Raw genomic sequence first — 26079 nt, 5'->3', positions numbered from 1 at the left:
CCCTGACCGGTGGCGATGACCGACCGGGGGCCGTGGCCGGGGTTCCAGAACGCCCGGCTAACCTCGAAGCGTGGACCCAAAGACCAGAACCCGGATCGTGAGCGGTGCGCTCGTCCTGATGCTCGTGGTCGTGGCCGTGGCGGCCGCACTCGGCGGCTGAGCACGGCCGCCCGCCTGCGGCCGTACGCCCCCCGTCGCCGTCCCCGGCCGTCGACCGACGCCCGGGCGCCCGGGCCTCCCGGCCGTCCGCGCTCCCTGCCGCCCGGTACGCGGGCGACAGCGACGGCGCGGCCGCCACCTGCCCCGGCGGGGCTGCCGCCACTGGCCAGGCGCCTGGGAACGCCCGTGCCCGGGGACCGGGGACTACCAGGCGAAAGCCTCCGGAGAGGGGCCCGGGCCGGGGAAGACCTCGTCGAGGGAGGCCAGCAGCTCGTCCGCCAGCTCCAGTTCGGCCGCCCGCAGCGCGGAGGCGAGCTGGTCGGCCGTGCGCGGACCGACGATCGGGCCGGTCACGCCGGGCCGGGTGAGCAGCCAGGCGAGTGCGGTCTCCCCGGGCTCCAGACCGTGCTTGTCGAGCAGGTCCTCGTAGGCCTGGATCTGCGCACGCTGCTGGGCATCGGCCAGCGCGTCGGCCGACCGTCCGGAGACGGCGCGCTTCGCTCCGCCCTCGCGCTCCCTCCGGATGGCCCCGCCCAGTAGGCCGCCGTGCAGTGGTGACCAGGGGATGACCCCCAGGCCGTACGCCTGCGCGGCCGGGATGACCTCCATCTCGGCCCGGCGTTCGGCGAGGTTGTACAGGCACTGCTCGCTGACCAGGCCGTACGAGCTGCGGCGTTGGGCGGTCTCGTTGGCCTGGGCGATGTTCCAGCCCGCGAAATTGCTGGACCCGGCGTAGAGGATCTTGCCCTGCTGGATCAGGACGTCGATCGCCTGCCAGATCTCGTCCCAGGGAGTGGAGCGGTCGATGTGGTGGAACTGGTAGAGGTCGATGTAGTCGGTGCCCAGCCGTGCGAGGCTGGCGTCGACGGCCCGACGGATGTTGAGGGCGGACAGCTTGTCCTGGTTGGGCCAGGGCTCGCCACCGGTGGCCATGTTGGCGTAGACCTTGGTCCCGAGGACAACCTTGTCGCGGCGGTCGCCCCCCTTCGCGAACCACGAACCGAGGATCTGCTCGGTGCGGCCCTTGTTCTCCCCCCAGCCGTACACATTGGCGGTGTCGAAGAAGTTGACGCCCGCGTCGAGCGCGGCATCCATGATGGCGTGGCTTTCGGCCTCGTCGGTGACGGGACCGAAGTTCATCGTGCCGAGGACCAGTCGGCTGACCTTGAGTCCGGTGCGTCCGAGCTGCGTGTACTTCATGGTGTCCAAGCCAACGCCTTGGAGCGCACTCGAAGCAAGGGACGACCCGCAGCGGCCGTTGACCCGGCCCCGGGCCTACCCGTACGGACGATGCCCGTCGGTGGGGCAGTGTCCGCCGTAGGGCCGCGCCTACGTGTTGGGCTGCTGCCCACAGCGCCGCGCCGGCGACCACCGTCGGCGGCCCGCGGGTTGGGCCGGTGCTACGCGTACGGCCGCCGCCTGGGCGTCGGGTCCCTGGCTGCGGGTACGGAAGCCGCCCACGGCGCCAGGGCTCGTGCCCGTGCGTACGCGCCGCCGCGTTGACGTGCGCCTACGCGTAGGGGCCGCCGATGTCCCACGCCTGGTACATCGCGTCGGCGAACGCGGCCGCCAGCCGGTGCTCGCCGGACGCGTTGGGGTGTGTGCCGTCGTGGGTGTCGCGCTGGAAGTCGTAGCCGTCCGGCCGGGAGGTCAGCAGGAGCGGGGACCGTGGGGAGTCGAGGTCGGCCACCGCCTTCGCCAGCAGCACGTTGAAGCGCTCGCACTGCGCCGCGAAGGACGCGTCCGACTCCGCGCGGATGTTCGGTATGACAGGCAGCATCACCATCCGTATCCGCGGGTTCGCCTCGCGTGCCTCGGCGATGAAGCCGCGGACGTTGGCCGCGGTCTGGTCGGCGTCGGTGTAGAAGCCGAGGTCGATCAGGCCGAGCGAGATCAACAGCAGATCGGCGCGGTGTTCGGCGACCGCCTCGCGGATGAGCGGTGCCATGTGCAGCCAGCCCTCGCCCCATCCCGCGAGATGGCGGCGGGCGCGGTCGGGGAAGTCCGGGTCGGCGTAATCCTGGGAGCAGTCGGCGTCGGCGAAGCGATCGTGGAGCCCGCTGCGCGGCCCGACTATCCGGTACGGGCCACCGAACTCGCGGTTGAGGTGCTGCCACATCCGGTAGCGCCAGGTGTGCTCGCCGGAGCTGCCGATGGTCATGGAGTCACCGACGAACATGATGCGCATCGGGCCATCATCCCGGATGGCAGGCGCGGCCTGCACGTGATGCCCGCCACCCCGGTACGGGCACCAGGACGGCGAACGCCGCCCCTGCTGCCGCTGAGGTGCTCCACGCGTGCTCGCGGCCCAGCCGGCAATCGAGCCGCCCACGCAAAGTTGATCAAGACATACAGAGGCCCAGTCTTGTCGAGACAGGGACCTGTGCAGTGCTTCACGTCTGAACCCATGGTGCCGCCCGCCCGTGCGCCACGGGGGCAGCACGTGGACGACACTGCCCGCGCCGGGGCGCTCTGTCGGGGGCCGACTGATGGCATGTCATAAGTCCCCGCCAACTTATGGTGATGCGATATGAACAGCGCGTGAAGGGTGGGTCGTTTGATTCACCACGCCCACGCGAGGGTGCTTTGATCTGGCGCGTGGCGGGGGTCGTGCAAGGGCTTCCGCCACGCACCACGCATGGCAACCACCACGAGAAAAGTAAGGACGCTCCTCAGCATGAGCAACAGCTCCCGCATTGAGACCCGCGAGATATCCGACGCCGACCTCGACAGCGTCGCGGGTGGTCTCTCCGTCAGTGGCAGCGTGAACGGCCTGACCGTCAAGGTCACGCAGGGCCCCGGTGGCGTGCCTGTCGTGGACGGCTCCGCGAAGTCCGTCACCCTCACTGTCGAGGACATCCCCCTGGGCCCTGGTGCGATCACGGGTTGAGACAGAGCTTTGACAGGCGTTCAGCCACTGAGCCCTGGAATCTCCCGGGCCGCTGTGGGGTGAATTCGGGTCCTGTGTGACGTCGGCCTTCAAGATCTGGTTGTGGTCTTGAAGGCCGCCGTTGTCGTATGGGGTGGCTGACGATATATCTGGGCGGCCGAAGGCGAAGGGGAGCCTGGAGATCCGGGACCGGGACGGAACATGTGGCAGGCGCGGCCTGCGACGTGATGCCCGCCACCTCCCCCGGCAGGGCTGAGGATGTGGTTGTTCGCCCCCGCCGCCCGGGCCGTCTCGTGGGCGGGGTTTATGGAGGGGAAGGCGGATCGGCCAAGGAGAACACGTCGGCGCCATCCGTGCTCTTGCGTACCACCGTCACGCCGTCGGTTCCGCGTGCGTCGCTGAGGCGGGTGAGAAACGCGCGGGCTTCACTCCTCATAACGCCGCTCGCATTCGGATGGCTGAGGCGGCCCTGCGCGCTTTCATGACTTCCCCGGTCGTCCGCGTGGCTCCCCTTGGGCACCAGGTGGAATTCCGCCCAGACCTTCTTGCCGCGAGGGGTTGGCTCCCAGCCGCAGTTCGCCGAGAGAAGCGCGACGAGCTCCAGGCCGCGGCCTGTCTCGTCCTCGCCGGATACTGGCCGCGCCCGGGGCTCGTCCGGGCTGCCGTCGAAGACCTCGATGAGCAGACGTCCGGCTTCCGACAACAGCCCGACGGAGATCACGCCGCCCGCATGCACCACGGCGTTCGTCAGCAGTTCGGAGGTCACCACCTCAACCGCGTCCGCCAGTTCGTCTCCCAGCTCTAACCAACGGTGTGCCGTGGCGAGGATGCGGCGACGGGCCGGGGCGACGGCGCACGGAACTCCGGTGACCAGGAAACGGGCGGTGGCCATGGGGAGGGGCATCTCCTCTGCTTGGTGCCCTGTCCGTCGACGGTGGGGCCCGCCCACGAACAGGTGCTCACGGATGCCGCCCGGACCTTCTCTCCCAGGCCGGTGTTCCTCCCCCGGCTTTTCGCTCCCGGGCGACATGACCAGCCAACTCGGTTCCGGGAATTCGGGACATGGGGACTCACGGCGCCGGGGCAATGACTTGTCGCGAGGTGATACGCCGCGTATCAGTTCCTGTCCGGGCTACGCCGTCTGCGCGTTCATGTGCTGGACCAGGGGCAGAAGGCCGTCGATCCGACGCCGCCCCTTGCCCTCAACGATCTGCCGGACGACCACGCGCGCGAGGACCTGGTACCGCATCCACTCCGGCGTCGTTTCCTTGACCCGTGTCAAGGTGGTGACGGCCTCCCTGAATTGGTTCTCCCACGTTTGCGCCTGGGCCACGTCCAGCAGATGTCGGCTGCGGCCGGTCGGGGGGACGCGGCGCGAGGGCGTGACCCGCTTCGCCAGGCGCAGCGCCTCCGACGATTTGCCCTGGGACATGGCCACTTCGACCGCGATCATGTCGATCTTCGCCGGACCGAAGAAGGCATAGTTGCCGCCGTTGGTGTAGTCGGTGGCGTCATCGGTGACCACGGTGGTGCACCGCCGGGCCTCGTCCAGCAGTTCCCTGGCGCCGTCGTAGTCCTCCTGCCGCGAGGCTGCCGTCACGGCGCAGAGCATGAGGCGGCCCCACATGCGCAGGGCGGGGTAAGCGGAAGGGGAGACACGGGGATTCAGTTCGTCTGCCTTGGCCATGGCGACCCGGGCGGCCAGTTCCGGTTCGTTCTGTCGCAGGAGCACCCAGGAGAGGCCGGTGCAGCCCGCGGCCACGAGGAGGGGGTCCTCCGCGACATCGGCCGCGAGCATGGCCCGTTCCAGTGCCGACCGGGCGAGATCGTCCTGGGCAAGATGGACGGCGGCGTGTGCGGCGAGTTGGTAACCACGGCTGAGACTGGCGGCTGCCGCCCGGTACTCCGACCGGGGGCGGCTGTTCATCGCCGCCTTGGCGCCGTCGATCAGCTCCGGGAGGCCGCTGACCAGGAGTGCATGCCGTCCGTCGTGATAGGCCTTCCACAGGATCCGTACGGTGCGCCGCAGATCCTCGACCGACGGGGCGTCGCGTTGCTCCACCGCCATCGGAACGCCCGGCACTTCGTCCAGCGCATGAATGGTCCGGCGAACCACAGCGATGCCCGCGACGCGTTCGCCGTCCTCCCGATGGAGCGTCTGGGGCTGCCCGAGCAGGGCCGAGGGCCGGACGTCGAGGGCCCGTGCCAGCTTGGCGAGGGTGCCCATGAGCGCAGTCGACCGGCCGTCGCGCTCCAGCTTGCGGATGGTGGCGACACTGACACCGGACGTACTGGCGAGTTCCTGCTGGGTGAGCCCCGCCTGACCGCGGAGCCGTGCGAGGTTCTGACCGATCGTGGGCTCGTCGGACATGGTGACTCCGTCCTGGCGGTGTTACTGGGACGCTACTCCCGTCGAGCCCCGCGTGTGGTGAGGCCGGTACGCCCGGCCCATCCGGCGAGCGGGCCCTTGGGAGACGTGCCTTTGCCGACACCGCGCATACAGAGCTCCCCTGTCGTGTCGAGACGGGGCCTCTGCCGTGCTTACGTCGTCCGAACCGCACTACGGAGCTGCTCGTGCCTAGTCGATGACGGCAGACCACCGTCCGCGTGTGAGGTGGCAGACGCCATCCGGGGTGATCGTGACGCGACTGCCGTAGAGCGGTAGGCCACCTTCGGTGTTCAGCCGGTTCCGGATGCGTTCCAGCGCGTCCCACAGCCGACGCGGGCCGCCCTGGTGGACAGTGGGCGGGTCAGTCCATGTGGCTGCGGCGCGCGCCCATGACCCGTCTTCGTGGAGCAGCCATGCCGTTCGTTGCTTGCCCTGCTGCTCGTAGTGGGTCTCCACCCCTGGCGTGCTGATCTCGAGCATGGAGCGCAGTTCCCATGCGTTCTCGACGTTCAGAACTGGATACCGACCTGTGGTGACCTCGCCGTCCTGGTCCAGAAAACTCTTCTTCCAGAGTCGGGGTGGGTAGTCGGCTCCGTTGCGGGCCTTCATGAATCCGGCCCAGTCCCGTTCGATCTGGCCGACGGCTCCGCCGTCCTCCCTCTTCCATGCGGTGAGGATCAGTGAGGTATTCGCGATGGTGGTGACGAGCCGTCCGCCAGGGCGCAATGCCGTTAGCCACGACGCGGGGAGCGGACGCACGGAAACCGTGGAAATGAGGCGGTCGTACTTGGCGGGCAGCGGCCCGGTCGCGTCGCACGTCAAGAATTGGGGCTTTTGTCCGATGCGGTCAAGTCTTTCTGCCGCAGCCTTCGTCACGTACGAGTCTACGTCCACGCTTGTGACGCGTTCAGCCCCCAGGCGGTACGACGAGTAGGCAGTCAGACCGCCGGCACCCGTCCCAACGTCCAACAGGTCCATTCCGTCAGTCAGTCGTGCGTGCCGCAGCATTCGCACGACTAGGCCGGGATGGGTCGCTGAGGAAGTCGGCATACCTTCGGGATGGTCTCCTGGGGCAGCATGGTCCGCGTGCAAGGAGCCCACGCTTGTCACCAATGACACGTCGCCGTACGCCGCCTGCATCCATGCGTCATGATCTGAGGGGCCGTCGCGCAGCTCCCAGTTACCTGTGTTGCTGCGAATCCACCAGCGGGGGACCAACTCATGTCGGGGCACCTTCGATACGGGTAGACGCCAACGAGATACCGGATCTGTTACCTCATCAGCGAGCCGTAGTGCGTGCTGCTGCCACTCCATGGGCACCCTCTCTATTCGTACGCGGGGTCACATGCTTGGGTATTGGCGGGGTCGCAGTCTCCCGAGTCGTCCGGTGGGCATGCCATGGCCCTTCGGGGCGGAATGCGTTCGATGGCCTCCCACCATTCGGGGCTTCCGAGGATGTCAGCAAGGCGCTTTTCCTTGACGTTCCCGCACGGCATGAACCGGGAGAGCACGCACAACGACAGACTGCCATCTGGTAGTACGGCCGCGCGCCTGTCCCCGCAGCGTCCACACAGCTCGCTCACGTCTGGAGTGATGGTCGTCGCCTTGGCTGCTCGCCCTACTCCGCGTACGCCGTCGGTCTGGACGCTGGTCACGCCGAGTGCGGCCAGTTCGGCGCGGGCCTCCTTGACTCGCTGTCCGTCCTTGATCTCGACGATGCCGACACGAAGCGGGATGCCCCGGCGCCGTGCCTCTTCGATGTTTGCTCGGGTTCGCAGATAGCTGCCCTTTCGGGTGGTGATCTCGTCGTGTTCGTCGGCCTCGTCGCTGTAGTAGCTCGTAGCGAGCGTGACGCCTTCACGGCCGAGCACGTCCCACCATTGCGGCAGTACCTGGAAAAGGTTGCTGTAGACCTCCACCTTGCGCCTCAGGCTTAAGGCAAGGTCCACCAGCTCTGTCCATGCCGGGTACAGGGTCGGTTCACCGCCGATGAGCTGAATTTGCGGGATCTCCAGCGATGCCGCATCCGCGATCAGGACGCGCCAGTCTTCTACCGACATGGTGCCGTGCGTGCCTTGCGGACTGGACGATGAAAGGCAGTGAATGCACCTGAGTTGGCAGCCTCCCGTGACCTCCAGTTCCAAGACACGGAGGAGCCCAATCGGTGCGGGAGTCGGGAATTCGACGACTGCGGTCATTTCTTCGATGTTTCCTTTGTTGAAGTTCCGGCATGGAGACTGCCCCCTGCCAGTGGGAGGGAATGCAGAGGAGGCATTCCCTGCGGTCCGGCAGGGGGCGGGTCATAGAACACCCCATCGGCGGTCTCCAAGGAGAGCTCCGGCCATCGCGCTCACTCCGCAAGCCTCTTCCTGATCCAGTTCGAGAGGATGAAGGCTTCCTGAGCGCTTGCGCCACCGAGCCAAACCATGGCGGTACCGCTCCCGGCGACTCCGTCGCCACGCAAAGACGGGAACTTCACGCCGATGAGCGCCAGGGCCTCGGTCAGCTCCTTCGCAGCGTTGACGGCGATGATCTCACCGCTCTCTTCCCTGGTGCGATGATCTGCGCTCCACGGCATGCCGACTCCCTGTCTCGTGATGGCCCGATTACTGTCTGCTTACAGTCAACGACAGGGAACCCAGGCGGACTTGCACACTTCTTGCACACATCACACCGCGTTGCGCGACGTCTTGAGACCATTGGCGGTAAGGGAACCGCGACAGGGAAGACGTGAACCCATGCAGACGAAGACCCCTGGACCCGGAAGGAACGTCGCCGTCCTCCGAAAGGCGCGCGACATGAGCCAGGAGAAACTGGCCCGCAGGGCCGGTGTGTCTACGTCTCTGCTCAGCAAGATCGAAGTGGGAGACCGGGCACTCAGTCAGGGCGTAGCTGCCGCACTCGCTGCGGGAATGGGCATCACCCTGGATGAACTCCTGGGCAAGGCGCCCGTGGAGCCGGACGAAGAGGAACGGCTTCAAGAGCTGGGCAGGGTCATCCGGCGCTTCGACCTCCCCGGAGAGCCGCCTGCTGCCCCCGAGTCTCTGAAGTTCGAGCTGGCGGAAGTCTTCAGGCTCCGCGGTGAGGCTGACCTGCTCGCAGTGATGCACGCGCTTCCTGGGCTGCTCTCCAGGGCCCAGAACCAGGCCCACGCCACTGGCAGGCCGAAGGACTGGCAGGCCGTGGCCGATGTTTACAGCGCTGTCTATTGGCTGGCCGCGCGGCACCGCTGGATGCACCTCGCCGAGCTGGCCGTGATGAAGCAGGCCCGAGCCGCAGAGCGATCGACCCCTCTGATGGCCGCGATCGCGGCCCGTGACGAAGCCGGGACGTTCCTGAACGGCGGAGACTTCCATGGCGGCCTCGCTGTCGTGGACCAAGCCATTGTGCAGGCCGAAACGGACCTCACCGGGCGTGACAAAGCGTTTGGGCTGGGGCTCCTCCACCTCCGGGGGCTGACCCTCGCCGGGCGTCTGAAAGACAGGAACCAGGCCAAGCGCCACAAGAAGGCCGCTTGGAGGGTGGCAGAGCAGTTTCATGCCGATGTGAACGACCACGGCATTCACTTCGGGCCCGAGAACACCGCAATTCACGTCATCTCCACTGACGTAGACCTTGAGGAGAACAGGGGGGCACTCGAAACAGCGGAGAGCCTGCTGCGTGAGGGCACTATGCTCCCTGCGACTCGCATCGGGCCCCTGCATATGAATGTGGCAAGGGCCAGACTGGCTCTGCACGACCGAGAGGGCGCTCTGGATTCTCTCCATGACGCGTGGGAAGCGGCGCCTCAGATGGCGAGAGTCCATCCCACGAGTCAAGAGTTGCTTCGAGTGCTCACGTCACTCCACAAGAGGAGTAATCCGAGGCTCACCCGGCTCGCAAGGAAGGCCGGTTTCACCATCTGATTCGTCCACTGGAGGGCTGCCGGGGCTTCGCCGCCACCGCGCGGAGTGCCCTGGCGACCGTTCGGCAGACCATCCTCGACGCGAGCGCCTCACCTCGCATTTCCGCCCCGGGTGCGGAGCCCTGGTCGGCTACGACCGGGCTGAGCCGATCGGTTTCACCTGTTTCCACGGACACGGCCCGGGCCGGCGACGTGACGCGGGCCGGGCTCGGCAGGTGGCAGTCTTGAGGAATGCGTTCGCTTCTGTGCGCCCTCGGCGCCGCTGCCCTGGTCGTGCTTCCGGCCGCCGGGCCCGCGGTGGCGGGCGACAACGACTCCCCGTCCTCCTTCACCATCGAGGACCCCCGGATAACGGAGTCCAGCGGTCTGGCCGCCAGCCGTGAACACCCCGGGATCTTCTGGACGCACAACGACAGCGACGACGGCCCGTACGTCTACGCCGTCGACAGCGCCACGGGCGGTACGGTCGCGACCGTCACGCTCAGCGGCGTCGATCCGCGCGATGTCGAGGCGGTCTCCGTCGGGCCCGGCGGACAGATCTCCGTGGGCGACATCGGGGACAATCTGGGCGGCGGCTGGTCCGAGGTGTGGATCTACCGCTTCCAGGAGCCGGAGGAGCTGCGGGACACCACGGTCACCCCGGTGCGCTACACCGTCCGGTACGAGGGCGGGCCGCGTGACGCCGAGTCGCTGATGGTCCACCCGAAGACCGGCCGGACCTACATCGTCAGCAAGCACGAGGACGGCGGCGGTCTGTACGAAGGGCCGAAGGAGCTGTCCGCGTCCGGGGTGAACACCTTCGAGCGGATCGCCGACATCGATGTCTGGGCGACGGACGGCGCGTTCTCGCCGGACGGCAGCAGGCTGGTGGTCCGCAGTTACTTCTCGGCGGTCGAGTACCGCTGGGCGGACGGCGCGCCGGAACGGATCGGGCAGCCGACCCTGCCGATCCAGCGCCAGGGCGAGTCGGTGACGTTCACCCCGGACGGCCGCGCGCTGATGTACGGGACGGAGGGTGCGCGCAGCCGGGTGACGCGGGTGGACCTCCGGGGCGACCTGCTGCCGGACTCGGTGGCGGCGGCGGAGGACCGGGAGAAGGGCGCATCGGGCGGAAAGGATCGGGCGGACGGGGCCGGTGGGGACAAGGACCGCAACCTTGTGATGGGCGCGCTGACGTTCGCCGTGGCGACCGCGCTGGTGATGGGTGTGCGCAAGGCGGCCCGCCGCGGCTGACGTCCCTCCGGGCCTTACGGGAGCCGCTGATGCCCGGAACGGCCCGGGCGACCTCGGGTGCGCCGGGGAAGCAGCCGGCACGCGTTGATGCCGGGAGCGTCACCCGGCGTTGTCGGCGGCCCTGCCCAGCCGGGCGAGTTGACGGTCATGGAGACGGCTGAGCAGCAGGAGCGAAGCGACGGCTCCGACGAGGGCGCAGGCCATGTCCCACTGGGTGTCCCACTGGTCGCCCTGGGTGGCGAGGAACGCGTCCGCCGAGTCCCCGCCGGACAGCGCCGCCCACCACTCCAGCATCTCGAAGAACGCGCTGAAGGCGAGGCACGCGCAGACCGTCAGAGGAGCCAGCCAGGCACTCCCGCGCAACGGCGAGGTACGGACGAGGAGTTCGCGGACCAGGACGGCCGGTACGAAGCCCTGGGTCAGATGGCCGATGCGGTCGTAGGGGTTGCGGGAGAGGTCCAGCGTGTCCTGCAGCCAATGCCCCAAGGGCACTTCGGCGTAGGTGTAGTGCCCGCCGACGATCAGGACGAGGGCGTGTCCGGCGAGCAGCCAGCACAGGAGCGGGCTCAGCGGGAACCGTTTCCACACCGCCACCAGCAGCGGGACTCCCACGATCACCCAGAACGTCTCCAGGAGCCAGGTGAGCCGGTCGTGGGGCCGGAGGCCGGAGACGGCCAGTGCGGTGAGCACCCCGGCGGCCAGCGCCGGGGGCACGGCCCGGGAGGTGAGCATGGCAGTCATGGAGTCAGCCCTCGAAGGCGTCGGGAGGCGCGGCACCGCGCGCTGTCTTGCGACAGCATCTCGACCGCCTCCGGGACGGGTCATGAGTACGGCTACTCAGAGCCGCAGGCGTCCCCGTGCAGGCCGGTATGACCTCCCGGGCAGGGCGGCGCCACGTAGGAGCGGCCGGGTGACGCGCCCGGATGCTGCGCGGGCAGCCGCACCTCGAGTGGTGCGTCCTGGAGTCCGTGCGCGGCGCGATGGCGGCGGATCACACCATCCGGCTCTTCGTGGGTTCAGCGGCGTGTAGTTCCGCACCCTGACGCCTCGAGAGGGCGGCACCCGGGCCCGGCGGTCGCCACCCCGCCTCTACGGGAACGGGCCCCTGGCGGGGTGCCGGGGGCCCGTTCCTGTGTCCGTACGGGTCAGAGCTTGTCGACCACGTAGTCGATGCAGGCCGTCAGCGCCTCCACATCGGCCGGGGTGACGGCCGGGAACATCGCGACCCGCAGCTGGTTGCGGCCCAGCTTCCGGTACGGGTCGGTGTCCACGATGCCGTTGGCGCGCAGCACCTTCGCGATGGCCGACGCGTCGATGTTGTCGTTGAAGTCGATCGTGCCGACGACCTGCGAGCGCTTGGCCGGGTCGGTGACGAACGGGGTGGCGTACGCGGACTTCTCCGCCCAGCCGTAGAGCCGCGAGGAGGAGTCCCCGGTGCGCTCGACGGCCCAGTCCAGACCGCCGTGCCCGTTGATCCAGTCGAGCTGGTCCGCGAGGAGGAACAGCGTCGCCAGGGCCGGGGTGTTGTACGTCTGGTTCTTCAGCGAGTTGTCGATCGCGGTCGGCAGGGAGAAGAACTCCGGGATGTGGCGGCCCGACGCGTGGATCCGGGCGGCGCGCTCCAGGGCCGCGGGGGAGAACGCGGCCAGCCACAGGCCGCCGTCCGCGGCGAAGGACTTCTGCGGCGCGAAGTAGTAGACGTCGGTCTCGGCGATGTCGACGGGCAGGCCGCCGGCGCCGGAGGTCGCGTCGACCAGGACGAGGGAGCCCTCGTCGGCGCCCGCGACGCGCTTGATGGGCGCGGCGACACCGGTCGAGGTCTCGTTGTGCGTGAAGCCGTACACATCCACGCCCGCCTCGGCCCGCGGCTCCGGGTGCGTACCGGGGTCGGAGGAGATGACGGTCGGCTCCTCCAGCCACGGCGCGAGCTTCGCGGCCTTGGCGAACTTGGAGGAGAACTCGCCGAAGGAGAGGTGCTGCGACTTGCGCTCGATCAGGCCGTGCGTCGCGATGTCCCAGAAGGCGGTGGAGCCGCCGTTGCCGAGGATCACCTCGTACCCCTCGGGCAGGGAGAACAGCGCACGTACGCCATCGCGCACCCGCCCGACCAGGTTCTTCACCGGAGCTTGGCGGTGGGAGGTGCCGAGCAGGGAGCTACCGGTGGCAGCCAGGGCGCTGAGCGCCTCCGTACGCACCTTGGACGGGCCCGAGCCGAATCGACCGTCGGCGGGCTTGATGTCAGCGGGAATCTGGATCTCAGCCACGGTGGAAGCCTAATCCGTCGGCCCGGGGTGCCAGAGACTGCGTCCAGCGGCTGAGACGCGCCGTCCCGCAGAGCGTACGGGGCGGGGCCGCGGAGGCATTCACACCCGCCCGGCTCACTTACTGCGGCCGGGGCCGGGCCGCACAGGTCCGGACCGGTGCACCGGGCGCCGGGACGCCCAGGGCCCAGGAGGGGCGGGGAAAGGGCGCCCGCTGCCCCGCGTGTCCGGACGGGCGGACCGCTCGGCGTCGGTCCGAGCCCAGTGATTCACGCGCGCGCCGAGCCCGTGGCGTGGTGGGCGCGGCCGGGAGGCCCCCGACCCGGCACTGCCGGTCACCTGGCGGGAGCGTGCGTCCGAGGGATCTTTCACGGTCAGGTGAGGGACGCGCCGTTCCGGGCAGGCTGGGCGCATGGACACCGGGATCTCCCACGACGCGGCCGCCGCGCTGCGGGCAGTGGTCCGCGGCGAGGTCTTCCTCGACAGCGCGAGCCGGGCCTTGATGACCATGGACGCGTCGAACTACCGGCGCGTGCCGGACGCCGTCGTCGCACCGCGGGACGCCGACGACGTGGCGGCCGTGCTCGCCGTCTGCCGCGAGCACGGGCTGCCGGTCGTACCCCGGGGCGCCGGGACCTCCATCGCGGGCCAGTCGACCGGCGTGGGAGTGGTGCTCGACTTCACCCGGCACATGAACCGGATCGTGTCGATCGACCCGGAGGCCCGTTCGGCCGTCGTCCAGCCGGGGGTGATCCTGGACGACCTCCGCCGGCAGGCCGGGGCGTACGGGCTCACCTTCGGCCCCGACCCGTCCACCCACAGCCGCTGCACCCTCGGCGGCATGATCGGCAACAACTCCTGCGGCTCCCACTCGGTCGCCTGGGGCACCACCGCCGACCAGGTGCACGAGCTGGAGGTGCTGACGTACGGCGGCGGGCGGGCGCGGCTGGGCCGCGGGGAGCGGACGGCGGGCCTTCCGGCGAGGCTGCGCGAGGGCGCCGAGGCTCTGGTGGCCTCCCGGCTCGCACTGCTGCGCACCGGCTACCCCGAGCTCCCCCGCCGTATCTCCGGCTACGCCCTGGACGAGCTGCTGCCGGAGAAGGGCACGGACTGGGCGCGGGCGTTCACCGGCAGTGAGGGGACGCTCGGGGTGCTGACCGAGGCGACCGTACGGCTCGTCGGGACGCCCGGGGCGCGGGTGCTGGCGGTGCTGGGTTACGAGGACGAGAGCGGGGCCGCCGACGCCGCGTACACCCTGCTGCCGTACGGGCCGCTGACCGTGGAGGGCATGGCCTCCGACCTGGTGCCCGGTGTCGCGGCGGCGCGGCTGCCCAAGGGCGGGGCCTGGCTGTTCGTCGAGGTCGACGGGGAGACGGCGGAGGAGGCGCGGGCGCGTGCCGACGAGCTGTGCCGGGCGGTGGCGGCCGGCACCACCGACCGTGCGGTGGTCACCGACCCGGCGGGGCAGCGTGCGCTGTGGCGCATCCGGGAGGACGCCTCGGGGACGGCGACCCGTATGCCGGACGGCAGCGAGGCGTGGCCGGGCTGGGAGGACTGCGCGGTCCCGCCGGCCCGGCTGGGCGCGTATCTGCGGGACTTCCGGGGCCTGATGGCGCAGCACCGGCTGCGCGGCACGCCGTACGGGCACTTCGGCGACGGCTGCATCCATGTCCGTATCGATTTCGACCTCCTCAGCGGGGAGGGGGTGCGGCGCTTCCGGGAGTTCTCGGAGGACCTGGCCGCTCTGGTCGTGGCGCACGGCGGCTCGCTCTCCGGGGAGCACGGTGACGGGCAGGCGCGGGCGGAGTTGCTGCCGAGGATGTACGGGCCGGAACTGGTCCGCGCCTTCACTGAGTTCAAGGACCTGTGGGACCCGACGGGCGGTCTGAACCCGGGCATCCTCGCCCGTCCGCACCGGCTCGACGAGAATCTGCGCTTCGAGGTGCTGCCGAGGAAGCCGGTCGATGTCGAGTTCGGCTATCCGCACGACGGCGGGGACTTCTCGGCGGCCGTGCGCCGGTGCGTGGGCGTCGCCAAGTGCCGTACCACCGCGGTCGCGGGGGCGGGGGTGATGTGCCCCTCGTTCCGGGCGACGGGGGAGGAGCAGCACTCCACGCGGGGCCGGGCGCGGCTGCTGCACGAGATGCTCGCGGGCGAGGTCGTCACGGACGGCTGGCGCTCGGAGGAGGTGCGGGAGGCGCTCGACCTCTGTCTGAGCTGCAAGGGCTGCCGCACCGACTGCCCGGTCGGGGTGGACATGGCGACGTACAAGGCGGAGTTCCTGCACCACCACTACGAGGGCCGGGTGCGGCCCGCGGCCCACTACACGATGGGGTGGCTGCCGGTGTGGCTGCGGTCGGCAGCCGCGCTCCGGCTGGCGCCGTTGCTGAACGCGGGCGCCCGGAGCCCGCTGGGCGGCGCCGCCAAGCGGCTCGGCGGGATCGCTTCGGAGCGGACGATTCCGGAGCTGGCGCCGGAGCCGTTCAGCCGGTGGTGGCGGAAGCGGGCGGCCCGGTCCGGCGGCAGAACGCCCGGCGGTGACGGAACGGGGCGCACGGTGGTGCTCTGGCCGGACACCTTCACCGAGTACCTCGCGCCGTCGGTCGGCAGGGCGGCCGTGGCGGTGCTGGAGGCGTCCGGGCTGCGGGTCGTCCTGCCGCCCGGGGGCACCTCGCGCGGCGGCGGGCGGAGGGTGTGCTGCGGGCTGACATGGGTCTCGACCGGGCAGCTCGACCACGCGCGCAAGGTCATGCGGCGCACGCTGGAGACCCTCGTGCCGGTGCTGGAGTCGGGGCTGCCGGTCGTCGTGCTGGAGCCGAGCTGCGCGGCGACGCTCCAGACGGACTTCCCCGAACTGCTGCGGGATCCGCGTGCCGCGGAACTCGCCTCCTCCGTACTGACCTTCGCCCAGGCACTGGACCAGTTGGCGCCGGACTGGGACCCGCCGCGACTGGACCGCCCGGTCGCCGGGCAGACCCACTGCCACCAGCACGCCGTCCTCGGTGACGCGGCGGAGCGGACGCTGCGGGAACGCGCGGGTCTCTCCGGCGAGCTGAGCGGCGGCTGCTGCGGTCTGGCGGGCAACTTCGGCTTCGAGCGCGGGCATTACGGGGTGTCGGTGGCCTGCGCGGAGGAGCAGCTGCTGCCCTCCGTACGGTCGGCCGCGCCCGACGCGGAGATCCTGGCGGACGGCTTCTCCTGCCGTACGCAGCTGGGCGAGCTGTCGGACCGCCCCGGCCGCCATCTCGCGGAGGTGCTGGCGGACGCGCTGCGGCGCACCGAGGGGCCGGCGAGCTGACTCCTGCCACCGTCACCGATCCAGGCGGTGAGGCCGAAGGCGTCCTACGGCGTGTTCGCCGGGGCGACCTGCGGCGCGTTCGCCATGCCGAGCAGGGCCGGGTCCCCAACGTCCGGCCGTGCCGGGCGCCGGTGACTCCGGCGGCCTCGCCGCCCACCCCTGGTCCGCCACGGGCGACTCCGCCGACGACATGGCCTGCTCTCAAGGCCGTGGAGAGAAGGACGCACTCCTGGCAAGAAATCATGCAAGCACGCTTGATTGTTTATAGGGCCACTGCCACCCTCGGAGCACTCGGAACGCGCTGACGACACGTCAGCCGACGAAGGGAGCGCACCGTGTCCGATCCCGGTGCCGTGCTCGACGATCTGCTCGGCGAGGGGGAGGAGCTCGACCGGCTCGTCGCCGGTCTTCCCCCCGGCGCCTGGACGACGCCGACTCCCGCGCCCCGGTGGACCATCGCCCATCAGATCGCGCATCTGGCGTGGACCGACGAGCAGGCGGTGCTCTCCGCGACCGACCCCGAGGGCTTCGGCCGACAGGCCCGGAAGGCGCTGGCCTCCCCCGGAACCTTTGTGGACGAGGCCGCCGAGGGCGGTGCGGCGCAGCGGCCCGCCGAGCTGCTGGAGCGGTGGCGGGACGCGCGGGTGGCGGTGCAGTGGGCGCTCGCGGAGCATCCATGGGACGTACGGCTGCCCTGGTTCGGGCCGCGGATGAGCGTCGCGTCGATGGCGACCGGGCGGCTGATGGAGACCTGGGCGCACGGACAGGACATCGCCGACGCCCTGGGGGTGAAGCGCACGCCGACGGCCCGGCTGCGGCATGTGGCCCGGATCGGTGTACGGGCCCGGGGGTTCGCCTTCACGGTCCGGGGACTGGAGCCGCCGGCGGAGGAGTTCCGTGTCGAACTCGCCGGGCCGGGCGGCGAGGTGTGGGCCTTCGGCCCGGCGGACGCCGCCCAGCGTGTCACCGGTCCCGCCCTCGACTTCTGTCTGCTGGTCACCCAGCGCGCCCACCGCGCCGATCTCGCCGTACGGGCCGAGGGCCCCGACGCCGACCGCTGGCTCGACATCGCGCAGTCCTTCGCCGGACCGCCCGGGGCGGGGCGCGCGCCCTCGGAAGGGGCCGTATGACGCTGCGCATCGGCAACGCCTCCGGCTTCTACGGCGACCGCTTCGACGCCGTGCGGGAGATGCTCACCGGTGGGCCGCTGGACATCCTCACCGGGGACTACCTCGCCGAACTGACCATGCTCATCCTGGGCCGCGACCGCGCCCGGGACCCGTCCCTCGGCTATGCCAGGACCTTCCTCCGCCAGCTGGAGGAAGGGCTCGGGCTGGCCAGTGACCGCGGGGTGCGGATCGTCACCAACGCGGGCGGCCTCAACCCCGCCGCACTCGCCGGGGCCATCCGCGAGCTGGCCGGGCGCGTCGGCGTCCCCGCCCGTGTCGCGTATGTCGAGGGCGACGACATCCTGGACCGCTCCTGGGGCCCCGGGGTGATCACCGCCAACGCCTACCTGGGCGGCGCGGGCATCGCCGAGTGCCTCCGGGCGGGCGCGGATGTCGTCGTCACCGGCCGGGTCACCGACGCCGCCCTCGTCACCGGGCCCGCCGCCGCGCACTTCGGCTGGACCGAGCGGGACCGGGACGCGCTGGCCGGGGCCGTCGTCGCCGGTCACGTCCTGGAGTGCGGCACGCAGGCGACCGGCGGCAACTACGCCTTCTTCACCGATCACGACGTCCGCCGCCCCGGCTTCCCGATCGCCGAGATCCACGCCGACGGCTCCTCCGTCATCTCCAAGCACCCGGGCACCGGCGGCGCCGTGACGGTCGGCACGGTCACCGCGCAGCTGCTGTACGAGACATCCGGCGCGCGCTACCCGGGCCCGGACGTGACCGCCCGCCTCGACACCGTCCGGCTCACCCGGCTCGACCGGAACCGGGTGCGGATCGACGGCGTACGCGGCGAGGCGCCCCCGGCCACCCTCAAGGCGGGCCTGACCCGTGTCGGCGGCCATCGCAACGAGGTGGTCTTCGTCCTCACCGGTCTGGACATCGAGGCCAAGGCCGCGCTCGTACGGGACCAGATGGAGCGTGCGCTCTCCTCCCGCCGCCCGGCCGAGCTGCGGTGGACCCTGGCACGTACGGACATGTCCGACGCGCCCCGCGAGGAGGAGGCGAGCGCCCTGCTGCGGCTCGTGGTCCGCGACCCGGACCCGGAGGCGGTCGGCCGGGCGGTCAGCGGCGCGGCCGTGGAACTCGGTCTCGCCAGCTATCCGGGCTTCCATCTCACGGCACCGCCCGGAAAGGGCTCGCCGTACGGGGTGTTCGAGGCGGCCTACGTCGACGCGGAGAGCGTCCGCCACACCGCGGTGCTCCACGACGGCCGCCGGATCGCCGTACCCCCGCCCGCCGAGACCCGCCAACTCGAGGGCTGTGAGCAGCCCCCGCTCCCCGAGCCGCTGCCTCCGGGCCCCACCCGCCGGGTCCCGCTGGGCCTGGTCGCCGGGGCCCGCAGCGGTGACAAGGGCGGCAGCGCGAACACCGGCGTCTGGGCCCGCAGCGAGGAGGCCTGGCGCTGGCTCGCCCACACCCTCACCGTCCCCCGCTTCCAGGAACTGCTGCCCGAGACACGAGCGCTGCCCGTCACCCGCCATGTCCTGCCCAACCTCCGCGCGCTGAACTTCACCGTCGACGGGCTGCTCGGTGAGGGCGTCGCCTCACAGGCACGTTTCGACCCGCAGGCCAAGGCCCTGGGGGAGTGGCTGCGCTCCCGCCATCTGGAGATACCGGAGATGCTGCTGTGACCGTGCTCGCGTCCGCCCTCGACAACACGAGCCCCGACCACACGGCCAACCGCGACGCGATGCTCATCAAGCTCGCCGCCATCGAGGCCGAACACGCCAAGGCGACCGCGGGGGGCGGCGAGAAGTACGTCGCCCGCCACCGCGAGCGCGGCAAGCTGCTCGCCCGTGAGCGCATCGAGCTGCTGCTCGACCCCGACACGCCCTTCCTCGAACTCTCGCCGCTCGCCGCCTGGGGGAGCGACCACCCCGTCGGGGCGTCCACGGTCACCGGCATCGGTGTGATCGAGGACGTCGAGTGCCTCATCACGGCCAACGACCCGACCGTACGCGGCGGAGCCAGCAATCCCTGGACCCTGAAGAAGGCCCTCCGCGCCCATGAGATCGCGTATCGCAACCGGCTCCCCGTGGTCAGTCTCGTCGAGTCCGGCGGCGCCGATCTGCCCAGCCAGAAAGAGATCTTCATTCCCGGCGGCGCGATCTTCCGGGACCTCACCAGGCTCTCGGCCGCCGGAATCCCCACCGTCGCCGTGGTCTTCGGCAACTCCACCGCCGGCGGGGCGTACGTCCCCGGGATGTCCGACCACGTGATCATGGTCAAGGAGCGCTCCAAGGTCTTCCTCGGCGGACCACCGCTGGTCAAGATGGCGACCGGCGAGGAGAGCGACGACGAATCCCTCGGCGGCGCGGCGATGCACGCCCGCACCTCGGGCCTGGCGGACTACTTCGCGCTCGACGAGCCCGACGCCCTCCGCCAGGCGCGCCGGGTGGTCGCCCGGCTCAACTGGCGCAAGGCACACCCCGACCCCGGGCCCGCCGAGCCACCGAAGTACTCCGCCGACGAACTTCTGGGCATCGTCCCGGGCGATCTGAAAATTCCGTTCGATCCGCGTGAGGTGATCGCCCGGATCGTCGACGGTTCCGACTTCGACGAGTTCAAGCCTCTCTACGGCCCGAGCCTGGCCACCGGCTGGGCGAGCCTCCACGGCTACCCGGTCGGGATCCTCGCCAACGCCCAGGGCGTCCTCTTCAGCGCCGAGTCGCAGAAGGCGGCCCAGTTCATCCAGCTGGCCAACCAGCGCGACACCCCCCTCCTCTTCCTCCACAACACCACCGGCTACATGGTCGGCAAGGAGTACGAACAGGGCGGCATCATCAAGCACGGCGCCATGATGATCAACGCGGTCTCCAACTCGACGGTCCCGCACATCTCGGTGCTCATGGGCGCCTCCTACGGGGCCGGCCACTACGGCATGTGCGGCCGCGCGTACGACCCCCGCTTCCTCTTCGCCTGGCCCAGCGCCAAATCGGCCGTCATGGGCCCCCAACAGCTCGCCGGGGTCCTCTCCCTGGTCGCCCGCTCCTCCGCCGCCGCGAAGGGGCAGCCCTACGACGAGGAGTCCGACGCGGCGCTGCGCGCCATGGTGGAGCAGCAGATCGAGTCCGAGTCCCTCCCCGTGTTCCTGTCCGGGCGGCTCTACGACGACGGCGTCATCGACCCCCGCGACACCCGCACCGTGCTCGGCCTGTGCCTGTCCGCGATCCACACCGCACCGGTCGAAGGCACCCGCAGTTTCGGCATCTTCCGGATGTGAGGACAGACATGGAATCGCTCCTCGTCGCCAACCGCGGTGAGATCGCGCGCCGCATCTTCCGCACCTGCCGCGAGCTGGGTGTCGCCACGGTCGCCGTCCACTCCGACGCCGACTCCGGTGCCCCGCACACCCATGAGGCGGACGCGGCCGTACGCCTCCCGGGCAACGCCCCGGCCGACACCTATCTGCGGGGCGACCTCATCGTGAAGGCGGCCCTCGCCACCGGCGCGGACGCCGTGCACCCCGGCTACGGCTTCCTCTCCGAGAACGCCGGGTTCGCCCGCGACGTCCTCGACGCCGGCCTGCTGTGGATCGGACCGCCGCCCGAGGTGATCGAGGCCATGGCCTCCAAGACCCGCGCCAAGGAGCTCATGGCCTCCATCGGAGTCCCCCTCCTCGCGCCCGTCGACCCGGACCGGGCCACCACCGGCGACCTGCCCCTGCTCATCAAGGCGGCGGCAGGCGGCGGCGGCCGCGGTATGCGCCTGGTCCAGCACCTCGAGGACCTTCCCGCGCAGTGGAAGGCGGCGAGCGCCGAAGCGGCGTCGGCGTTCGGGGACGGCGAGGTCTTCGCCGAGCCGTACGTCGAACGCGGCCGCCATGTCGAGGTCCAGATCCTCGCCGACACCCACGGCACGCTCTGGGCCCTCGGTACTCGCGACTGCTCCCTCCAGCGGCGGCACCAGAAGGTCATCGAGGAGGCACCGGCGCCCGGCCTGGACGACGGGACGCGGCGCGCGCTGCACCGGGCCGCAACCGAGGCGGCCCGCGCGACCGGCTACACGGGCGCGGGCACCGTCGAGTTCCTCCTCTCGCACGACGGCCGCCCGTACTTCCTGGAGATGAACACCCGCCTCCAGGTGGAACATCCCGTCACCGAACGCGTCCACGGCATCGACCTGGTGGCGATGCAACTCCGGATCGCGGAGGGCGAGCCGCTCCCCGACCTGCCCCCGGAGCCGTCGGGCCACGCGATCGAGGCGCGCCTCTACGCCGAGGACCCGGCGCGCGACTGGCGGCCCCAGACGGGCGTGCTGCACCGGCTGGAGGTCCCGGGCGTACGCCTCGACTCCGGGGTAGCCGACGGAGACGTGATCGGCATCCACTACGACCCGATGCTCGCCAAGGCCATCGCCTGGGCGCCGACCCGCGCCGAAGCGGTACGCAAGCTGGCCGCCGCCCTCGAACGGGCCCGTATCCACGGCCCGGCCACCAACCGTGACCTCCTCGTACGTTCCCTGCGCCACCCGGACTTCGCGCCGGACCGCCTGGACACCGGTTTCTACGACCGCAACCTGGCCGAGCTCACGACGACCGGGGAGGAGGCGACCGCGACGGCCGCCCTGGCCGCGGCCCTCGCCGACGCAACGGGCCGGTCCCGCTTCGGCGGTTGGCGCAATGTCCCCTCCCGGCCTCAGTCCAAGCGCTACCGCTCCGAACCGGACGGCACCGAACTGGAGGTCCGCTACCACCACACCCGCGACGGTCTGGCACCGGAGGACGACACCGTCCGCGTCATCCGGTGCGCAGCGGACCATGTCGTCCTCGAACGGGACGGCATCCGCCGCACCTTCCACGTCGCGGCCTACGGCGACCGGGTCCACGTGGACTCCCCCCTGGGCGCGCACACCCTGACGCGGCTGCCCCGCTTCCCCGACCCCACCGCCCACACCGAGCCGGGCTCGCTCCTCGCGCCGATGCCCGGGACGGTCGTACGGATCGGGGAGGTCGCGGTCGGGGACGAGGTCCTTGCGGGGCAGCCCCTGCTCTGGCTGGAGGCGATGAAGATGGAGCACCGGATCTCGGCGCCCGTCGCGGGCACGCTCACCGCCCTGCACGCCGCACCCGGCGACCAGGTGGAGCCCGGCACACCGCTCGCCGTCGTATCGGAGACGCCCGGCAACCGGTCACCGACAGGAGGGGACGAGGGGACGTAGGGGCGTCATCGCGAAGGGACCCGCCGGCCGGGCACCGGCAGGTGGGGCTCCCGGAGTCCAGGGGCGGCCGTCTCGAGGACCCGCAGCCGGTCACGACCACAGCACCACAGCACCACAGCACCACAGCAAGGCACCGCGTCCACCCCGTACCACCCGAGGAGGAGCCCCCGCCATGACCCCCGTCATCGAGACCGAGGACCACCGTGACCTCCGCGCCGCCGTCTCCGCTCTCGGCGCCCGCTACGGCCGTGAGTACTTCGCCGCCGTCACCCGCGAGGGCCGCCATACCGACGAACTGTGGACCGAGGCCGCCGAACTCGGCTACCTCGGCGTCAACCTCCCCACCGAGTACGGCGGCGGGGGCGCCGGCATCGCCGCACTCGCGATCGTCCTGGAGGAGCTGGGCGCCGCCGGGTGCCCGCTCCTCATGCTCGTCGTCTCACCGGCCATCTGCGGCACCGTGATAGCCCGCTTCGGGACGGCCGCCCAGAAACAGCAGTGGCTGCCCGGACTCGCCGACGGCACCCGCAGGATGGCCTTCGGCATCACCGAGCCCGACGCCGGTTCCAACTCCCACCGGATCACCACCACCGCCCGCCGCGAGGAGGCGACCGGCGACTGGCTGCTCACCGGCCGCAAGGTCTTCATCTCGGGGGTGGACGTCGCCGACGCCACCCTGATCGTCGGCCGCACGGAGGACGCCAGGACCGGCAGGCTCAAGGCCTGTCTCTTCATCGTCCCCCGCGACACCCCCGGCTTCACCCGCACGCCGATCGACATGGAACTCGCCGCTCCGGAGAAGCAGTTCGAGCTCGTACTCGACGAGGTGCGGCTCCCCGCCGAGGCGCTGGTCGGAGACGAGGACGCGGGGCTCCTCCAGCTCTTCGCCGGCCTCAACCCCGAGCGCGTCATGACCGCCGCCTTCGCCCTCGGCATGGGCCGCCACGCGCTCGCGAAGGCAGTCGACTACGCCCGCACCCGCACCGTGTGGAAGGACCCCCTCGGCGCGCACCAGGCCATCGCCCATCCGCTCGCCCAGGCCCATATCGAGCTCGAACTCGCCCGGCTGATGACCCAGAAGGCCGCCCACCTCTACGACGCGGGGGAGGACCTGGCGGCGGGGGAGGCGGCCAACATGGCCAAATACGCGGCGGCCGAAGCGGCGGTCAAGGCCGTCGACCAGGCCGTACACACCCTCGGCGGCAACGGCCTCACCCGCGCGTACGGCCTCGCCTCGATGATCACGGCGTCGCGTGTGGCCCGGATCGCCCCGGTCAGCCGGGAGATGATCCTCAACTTCGTCTCCCACCAGTCACTGGGGCTCCCGAAGTCGTACTAGGGCGTGTTTCGAAAGGGTGGCCCCGGCGGATCTGGAGGCCGTGCTGCTCACGCACGAGCGGATCGCCGACGCCGCGGTCATCGGGTCACGGATGGCGACGGCAACGAGATCCCTGAGGCGTATGTCGTGCCACAACAGGGGGCGGAGATCACGGCGGAGGAGGTCATGGCGTACGTTGCCGAGCGCGTCGCCCCGTACAAGAAGGTGCGCCGTGCCGCGTTCCTGGAGGCGGTCCCCCGTGCCGCCAGCGGCAAGATCCTCCGGCGTGAACCACGGAATCGGCAAAGGAGTCCAGCCCCTCATGACCGATGCGGAACAGCTGGTGCGCCGCGCTTCCGAGCGCGGCATCACCACCCTCACCCTCGATTCCCCCCACAACCGCAACGCGCTGTCCACGCGCCTCGTCGGAGAGCTGTACGAGGCGCTGGACGGGGCCGCGAAGGACCCGGAGACGCGGGCGGTCGTCCTGACCCACACCGGCGGCACGTTCTGCGCGGGCGCGGACCTGAGCGAGGCGAGCGGTGCGGCGCCGGGTGCTTCCCCCGACCCGCACTCCTCGCCGCCGGGCTCGGCTGTGTCCTCGGTGTCTTCGGTGTCTTCGGCGTCTTCGGTGTCTTCGGTGTCGCACGCGTCCGCCACGTCCGGGCCGCTCGGGCTGGCGGGACTCCTGCGCACGATCGTCGAGTTGCCGAAGCCGGTCGTGGCCCGGGTGACGGGGCATGTACGGGCGGGTGGGCTCGGGCTGCTGGGCGCCTGTGACATATCGGTGGCGGGGCCCGGAGCGAGCTTCGCCTTCACGGAGGCGCGGCTCGGCCTGGCCCCGGCCGTGATCTCCCTGCCGCTGCTGCCGCGTCTCGATCCACGGGCGGCGGGCCGCTACTACCTCACCGGGGAGCGTTTCGACGCGGCCGAGGCGGCCCGTATCGGCCTGGTCACCCTTGCCGCCGAGGGTGAGGTGGACGAGGCCCTGGCTCCCGTCCTGGACGGTCTGCGCCGAGCGTCGCCGCAGGGACTGGCCGAGTCGAAACGGCTGGTGACCGCCGAGGTCCTCCGCACGTTCGACCGGGACACCCGGGTCCTCGCCGAGCAGTCCGCCCGCCTCTTCGCCTCGGACGAGGCACGCGAGGGCATGACGGCCTTCCTCGAACGGCGGGATCCGGCATGGGCACGGTGACGAGCCCGGGACAGGGCCGCGGACCCTCTTCCGGCGCCGACGCCCGGGGGACCGGGGACTCCGGGGAGGAGCACTGGGCGGCACGGCAGGAGAGCGGCTCCGAGGAAGGCCGGATCTCCCGGCGGGGCGGGGACGCCGAGCGGGAGCGCGGCTCGGAGCAGGACCTGAACCTCCGGCAGGGCATGGGCTCCCAGCAGGAGAGGGACGAGCGGGATGAGCTGGTCGGCGGGCCGGACGGGCCGGGCCAGGAGGGTCGGCGGGACCGCGACGGGCAGGACGAGCTGGGCCTGGAAGGCCGGCGGGACCGCGGCGGGCAGCAGGACCGCAGCCCCAAGCAGGACCGCAGTCGCGCCACCCGAATGCGGTTGCTGGAGGCCGCCGTGGCCTGTCTGGCCGAGTACGGCTGGAGCGGCAGCACGGTCACGGTGGTCGCCGAGCGCGCCGGGGTCTCCCGTGGCGCGGCCCAGCACCACTTCCCGACCCGCGAGGACCTGTTCACGGCGGCTGTCGAGCATGTCTCCGAGAAGCGGTCGGGCGCGCTGCGGGCGGTCACCCGCGCTCTGCCGCCGCCGGGCTCGGGCGCCCGGACCCGCATGATCGTGGAGGAGCTGGTCGACCTCTACACCGGCCGGCTCTTCCGGGCCGCCTTGCAGCTCTGGGTGGCGGCCTCGAACGAGGAGCAGTTGCGGCAGCGGGTGATCGCCCTCGAGGCACGTGTGGGAAGGGAGACACACCGGATGGCCGTCGAACTGCTGGGGGCGGACGAGCGCAGGCCGGGCGTCCGCGAGACCGTTCAGGGGCTGCTCGACATGGCCCGGGGCCTGGGGCTGGCCAATCTCCTGACGGACGACAAGGCACGGCGCGACGGGGTCGTCGAGCAGTGGGCCCGCATCCTCGACGGGGTGCTGAACCCGGTGCCGTAGCGCGAACGCCCCGCCTTGACCGCCGCGAACGATGCCGGAAGGGCGCCCGGCCACGCCGTTGCGGAGCGGCGGACCCGGGCCGTCGCGGGTACTTCTCCCGCCCTCCGGACAGCCGAAGGCGCCGGACGGGCTGATCCGTCCGGCGCCTTCACCGGCTGGGTACGGCCCCGCTCA

20 protein-coding genes and 1 pseudogene are annotated in these 26079 nt (G+C 71.0%); 12 read left to right on the top strand and 9 right to left on the bottom strand.

Annotated elements, in window-relative coordinates:
• Positions 1 to 363: 363 nt before the first annotated feature.
• Complete coding sequence (locus ACTWQE_RS02885) at positions 364 to 1359, bottom strand: aldo/keto reductase (RefSeq protein WP_443327185.1); 996 nt, start codon at positions 1357 to 1359, stop codon at positions 364 to 366.
• A 310-nt stretch (positions 1360 to 1669) separates the two neighbouring features.
• Positions 1670 to 2347, bottom strand: a complete 678-nt coding sequence (locus ACTWQE_RS02880) for a GDSL-type esterase/lipase family protein (RefSeq protein ID WP_443327184.1) — start codon at positions 2345 to 2347, stop codon at positions 1670 to 1672.
• A gap of 489 nt (positions 2348 to 2836) precedes the next feature.
• Between ACTWQE_RS02880 and ACTWQE_RS02875 the strand changes: the two genes are divergently transcribed.
• Complete coding sequence (locus tag ACTWQE_RS02875; protein WP_443327183.1) at positions 2837 to 3049, top strand: hypothetical protein; 213 nt, start codon at positions 2837 to 2839, stop codon at positions 3047 to 3049.
• Between the two features lie 304 nt (positions 3050 to 3353).
• Here the strand turns inward: ACTWQE_RS02875 and ACTWQE_RS02870 are convergent, their stop codons facing one another.
• From ACTWQE_RS02870 to ACTWQE_RS02850, 5 genes are all read right to left on the bottom strand, one after another.
• On the bottom strand, positions 3354 to 3941 hold the full coding sequence (locus ACTWQE_RS02870) for an ATP-binding protein (protein WP_443327182.1): 588 nt from the start codon (positions 3939 to 3941) through the stop codon (positions 3354 to 3356).
• 240 nt (positions 3942 to 4181) lie between these two features.
• Entirely contained in the window at positions 4182 to 5420 is a 1239-nt protein-coding gene (locus ACTWQE_RS02865) for a helix-turn-helix domain-containing protein (RefSeq protein WP_443327181.1), read from the bottom strand.
• 207 nt (positions 5421 to 5627) lie between these two features.
• Positions 5628 to 6488, bottom strand: a complete 861-nt coding sequence (locus ACTWQE_RS02860) for a methyltransferase domain-containing protein (RefSeq protein WP_443327285.1) — start codon at positions 6486 to 6488, stop codon at positions 5628 to 5630.
• Between the two features lie 275 nt (positions 6489 to 6763).
• Positions 6764 to 7636: a radical SAM protein gene (locus tag ACTWQE_RS02855; RefSeq protein ID WP_443327180.1), complete on the bottom strand. Its 873-nt coding sequence runs from the start codon at positions 7634 to 7636 to the stop codon at positions 6764 to 6766.
• 152 nt (positions 7637 to 7788) lie between these two features.
• Positions 7789 to 8016 (bottom strand): hypothetical protein, encoded by a 228-nt coding sequence (locus ACTWQE_RS02850; protein ID WP_443327179.1) that lies wholly within the window; start codon positions 8014 to 8016, stop codon positions 7789 to 7791.
• Positions 8017 to 8176: 160 nt separating this feature from the next.
• Here ACTWQE_RS02850 and ACTWQE_RS02845 point away from each other — a divergent pair, with 160 nt between their 5' ends.
• Positions 8177 to 9343 carry a helix-turn-helix domain-containing protein gene (locus ACTWQE_RS02845; RefSeq protein ID WP_443327178.1) on the top strand — a complete coding sequence of 389 codons (1167 nt, stop codon included), beginning with the start codon at positions 8177 to 8179 and terminating at the stop codon, positions 9341 to 9343.
• A 230-nt stretch (positions 9344 to 9573) separates the two neighbouring features.
• On the top strand, positions 9574 to 10575 hold the full coding sequence (locus ACTWQE_RS02840) for a hypothetical protein (protein ID WP_443327177.1): 1002 nt from the start codon (positions 9574 to 9576) through the stop codon (positions 10573 to 10575).
• 99 nt (positions 10576 to 10674) lie between these two features.
• On the opposite strand, the gene ACTWQE_RS02835 is transcribed toward ACTWQE_RS02840, so the two are convergent.
• Both ACTWQE_RS02835 and serC read right to left on the bottom strand, forming a co-directional pair.
• Positions 10675 to 11316, bottom strand: coding sequence for a DUF2238 domain-containing protein (locus ACTWQE_RS02835; protein WP_443327176.1), 642 nt, complete (start codon positions 11314 to 11316; stop codon positions 10675 to 10677).
• Between the two features lie 404 nt (positions 11317 to 11720).
• Positions 11721 to 12839 carry a phosphoserine transaminase gene (serC, locus tag ACTWQE_RS02830; protein ID WP_443327175.1) on the bottom strand — a complete coding sequence of 373 codons (1119 nt, stop codon included), beginning with the start codon at positions 12837 to 12839 and terminating at the stop codon, positions 11721 to 11723.
• A 409-nt stretch (positions 12840 to 13248) separates the two neighbouring features.
• On the opposite strand from serC, the gene ACTWQE_RS02825 reads away from it, so the two are divergent.
• From ACTWQE_RS02825 to ACTWQE_RS02785, 9 genes and pseudogenes are all read left to right on the top strand, one after another.
• Positions 13249 to 16134, top strand: a complete 2886-nt coding sequence (locus tag ACTWQE_RS02825; RefSeq protein ID WP_443327174.1) for an FAD-binding and (Fe-S)-binding domain-containing protein — start codon at positions 13249 to 13251, stop codon at positions 16132 to 16134.
• A 335-nt stretch (positions 16135 to 16469) separates the two neighbouring features.
• Positions 16470 to 17264, top strand: a complete 795-nt coding sequence (locus tag ACTWQE_RS02820; RefSeq protein WP_443327173.1) for a TIGR03084 family metal-binding protein — start codon at positions 16470 to 16472, stop codon at positions 17262 to 17264.
• On the top strand, positions 17261 to 18940 hold the full coding sequence (locus ACTWQE_RS02815) for an acyclic terpene utilization AtuA family protein (protein ID WP_443327172.1): 1680 nt from the start codon (positions 17261 to 17263) through the stop codon (positions 18938 to 18940). Before ACTWQE_RS02820 ends, ACTWQE_RS02815 begins: the two co-directional genes overlap by 4 nt.
• Positions 18937 to 20532 carry an acyl-CoA carboxylase subunit beta gene (locus ACTWQE_RS02810; RefSeq protein ID WP_443327171.1) on the top strand — a complete coding sequence of 532 codons (1596 nt, stop codon included), beginning with the start codon at positions 18937 to 18939 and terminating at the stop codon, positions 20530 to 20532. The genes ACTWQE_RS02815 and ACTWQE_RS02810 overlap by 4 nt, the downstream gene beginning before the upstream one ends.
• An 8-nt stretch (positions 20533 to 20540) precedes the next feature.
• Positions 20541 to 22469, top strand: coding sequence for an acetyl/propionyl/methylcrotonyl-CoA carboxylase subunit alpha (locus ACTWQE_RS02805; protein WP_443327284.1), 1929 nt, complete (start codon positions 20541 to 20543; stop codon positions 22467 to 22469).
• Positions 22470 to 22641: 172 nt separating this feature from the next.
• Positions 22642 to 23808, top strand: coding sequence for an acyl-CoA dehydrogenase family protein (locus ACTWQE_RS02800; protein WP_443327170.1), 1167 nt, complete (start codon positions 22642 to 22644; stop codon positions 23806 to 23808).
• A gap of 13 nt (positions 23809 to 23821) precedes the next feature.
• A pseudogene (locus tag ACTWQE_RS02795) lies at positions 23822 to 24108 on the top strand (AMP-binding enzyme); the annotation flags it as partial.
• 1 nt (position 24109) lies between these two features.
• Positions 24110 to 24982, top strand: coding sequence for an enoyl-CoA hydratase family protein (locus ACTWQE_RS02790; protein WP_443327169.1), 873 nt, complete (start codon positions 24110 to 24112; stop codon positions 24980 to 24982).
• 182 nt (positions 24983 to 25164) lie between these two features.
• Positions 25165 to 25905 carry a TetR/AcrR family transcriptional regulator gene (locus tag ACTWQE_RS02785; RefSeq protein WP_443327283.1) on the top strand — a complete coding sequence of 247 codons (741 nt, stop codon included), beginning with the start codon at positions 25165 to 25167 and terminating at the stop codon, positions 25903 to 25905.
• Positions 25906 to 26079 lie beyond the last annotated feature (174 nt).

The sequence above is a fragment of the Streptomyces sp. 8N706 genome, from assembly GCF_052245415.1.
GTDB lineage: Bacteria > Actinomycetota > Actinomycetes > Streptomycetales > Streptomycetaceae > Streptomyces.
The sequence above is the reverse complement of the archived record's forward strand: the minus strand, read 5'-3'. Positions and strand labels throughout refer to the sequence as shown.

Excerpts from the sequence above, each read along its gene's own strand:
- ACTWQE_RS02875 (WP_443327183.1), top strand. The coding sequence starts at position 2,837 with ATGAGCAACAGCTCCCGCATTGAGACCCGCGAGATATCCGACGCCGAC.
- ACTWQE_RS02850 (WP_443327179.1), bottom strand. The coding sequence starts at position 8,016 with ATGCCGTGGAGCGCAGATCATCGCACCAGGGAAGAGAGCGGTGAGATC.
- ACTWQE_RS02785 (WP_443327283.1), top strand. The coding sequence starts at position 25,165 with ATGGGCTCCCAGCAGGAGAGGGACGAGCGGGATGAGCTGGTCGGCGGG.
- ACTWQE_RS02885 (WP_443327185.1), bottom strand. The coding sequence starts at position 1,359 with ATGAAGTACACGCAGCTCGGACGCACCGGACTCAAGGTCAGCCGACTG.
- ACTWQE_RS02860 (WP_443327285.1), bottom strand. The coding sequence starts at position 6,488 with ATGCCGACTTCCTCAGCGACCCATCCCGGCCTAGTCGTGCGAATGCTG.
- ACTWQE_RS02800 (WP_443327170.1), top strand. The coding sequence starts at position 22,642 with ATGACCCCCGTCATCGAGACCGAGGACCACCGTGACCTCCGCGCCGCC.
- ACTWQE_RS02825 (WP_443327174.1), top strand. The coding sequence starts at position 13,249 with ATGGACACCGGGATCTCCCACGACGCGGCCGCCGCGCTGCGGGCAGTG.
- ACTWQE_RS02870 (WP_443327182.1), bottom strand. The coding sequence starts at position 3,941 with ATGGCCACCGCCCGTTTCCTGGTCACCGGAGTTCCGTGCGCCGTCGCC.
- ACTWQE_RS02840 (WP_443327177.1), top strand. The coding sequence starts at position 9,574 with ATGCGTTCGCTTCTGTGCGCCCTCGGCGCCGCTGCCCTGGTCGTGCTT.
- ACTWQE_RS02865 (WP_443327181.1), bottom strand. The coding sequence starts at position 5,420 with ATGTCCGACGAGCCCACGATCGGTCAGAACCTCGCACGGCTCCGCGGT.
- ACTWQE_RS02845 (WP_443327178.1), top strand. The coding sequence starts at position 8,177 with ATGCAGACGAAGACCCCTGGACCCGGAAGGAACGTCGCCGTCCTCCGA.
- ACTWQE_RS02880 (WP_443327184.1), bottom strand. The coding sequence starts at position 2,347 with ATGCGCATCATGTTCGTCGGTGACTCCATGACCATCGGCAGCTCCGGC.
- ACTWQE_RS02835 (WP_443327176.1), bottom strand. The coding sequence starts at position 11,316 with ATGACTGCCATGCTCACCTCCCGGGCCGTGCCCCCGGCGCTGGCCGCC.
- ACTWQE_RS02855 (WP_443327180.1), bottom strand. The coding sequence starts at position 7,636 with ATGACCGCAGTCGTCGAATTCCCGACTCCCGCACCGATTGGGCTCCTC.
- ACTWQE_RS02790 (WP_443327169.1), top strand. The coding sequence starts at position 24,110 with ATGACCGATGCGGAACAGCTGGTGCGCCGCGCTTCCGAGCGCGGCATC.
- ACTWQE_RS02805 (WP_443327284.1), top strand. The coding sequence starts at position 20,541 with ATGGAATCGCTCCTCGTCGCCAACCGCGGTGAGATCGCGCGCCGCATC.
- ACTWQE_RS02815 (WP_443327172.1), top strand. The coding sequence starts at position 17,261 with ATGACGCTGCGCATCGGCAACGCCTCCGGCTTCTACGGCGACCGCTTC.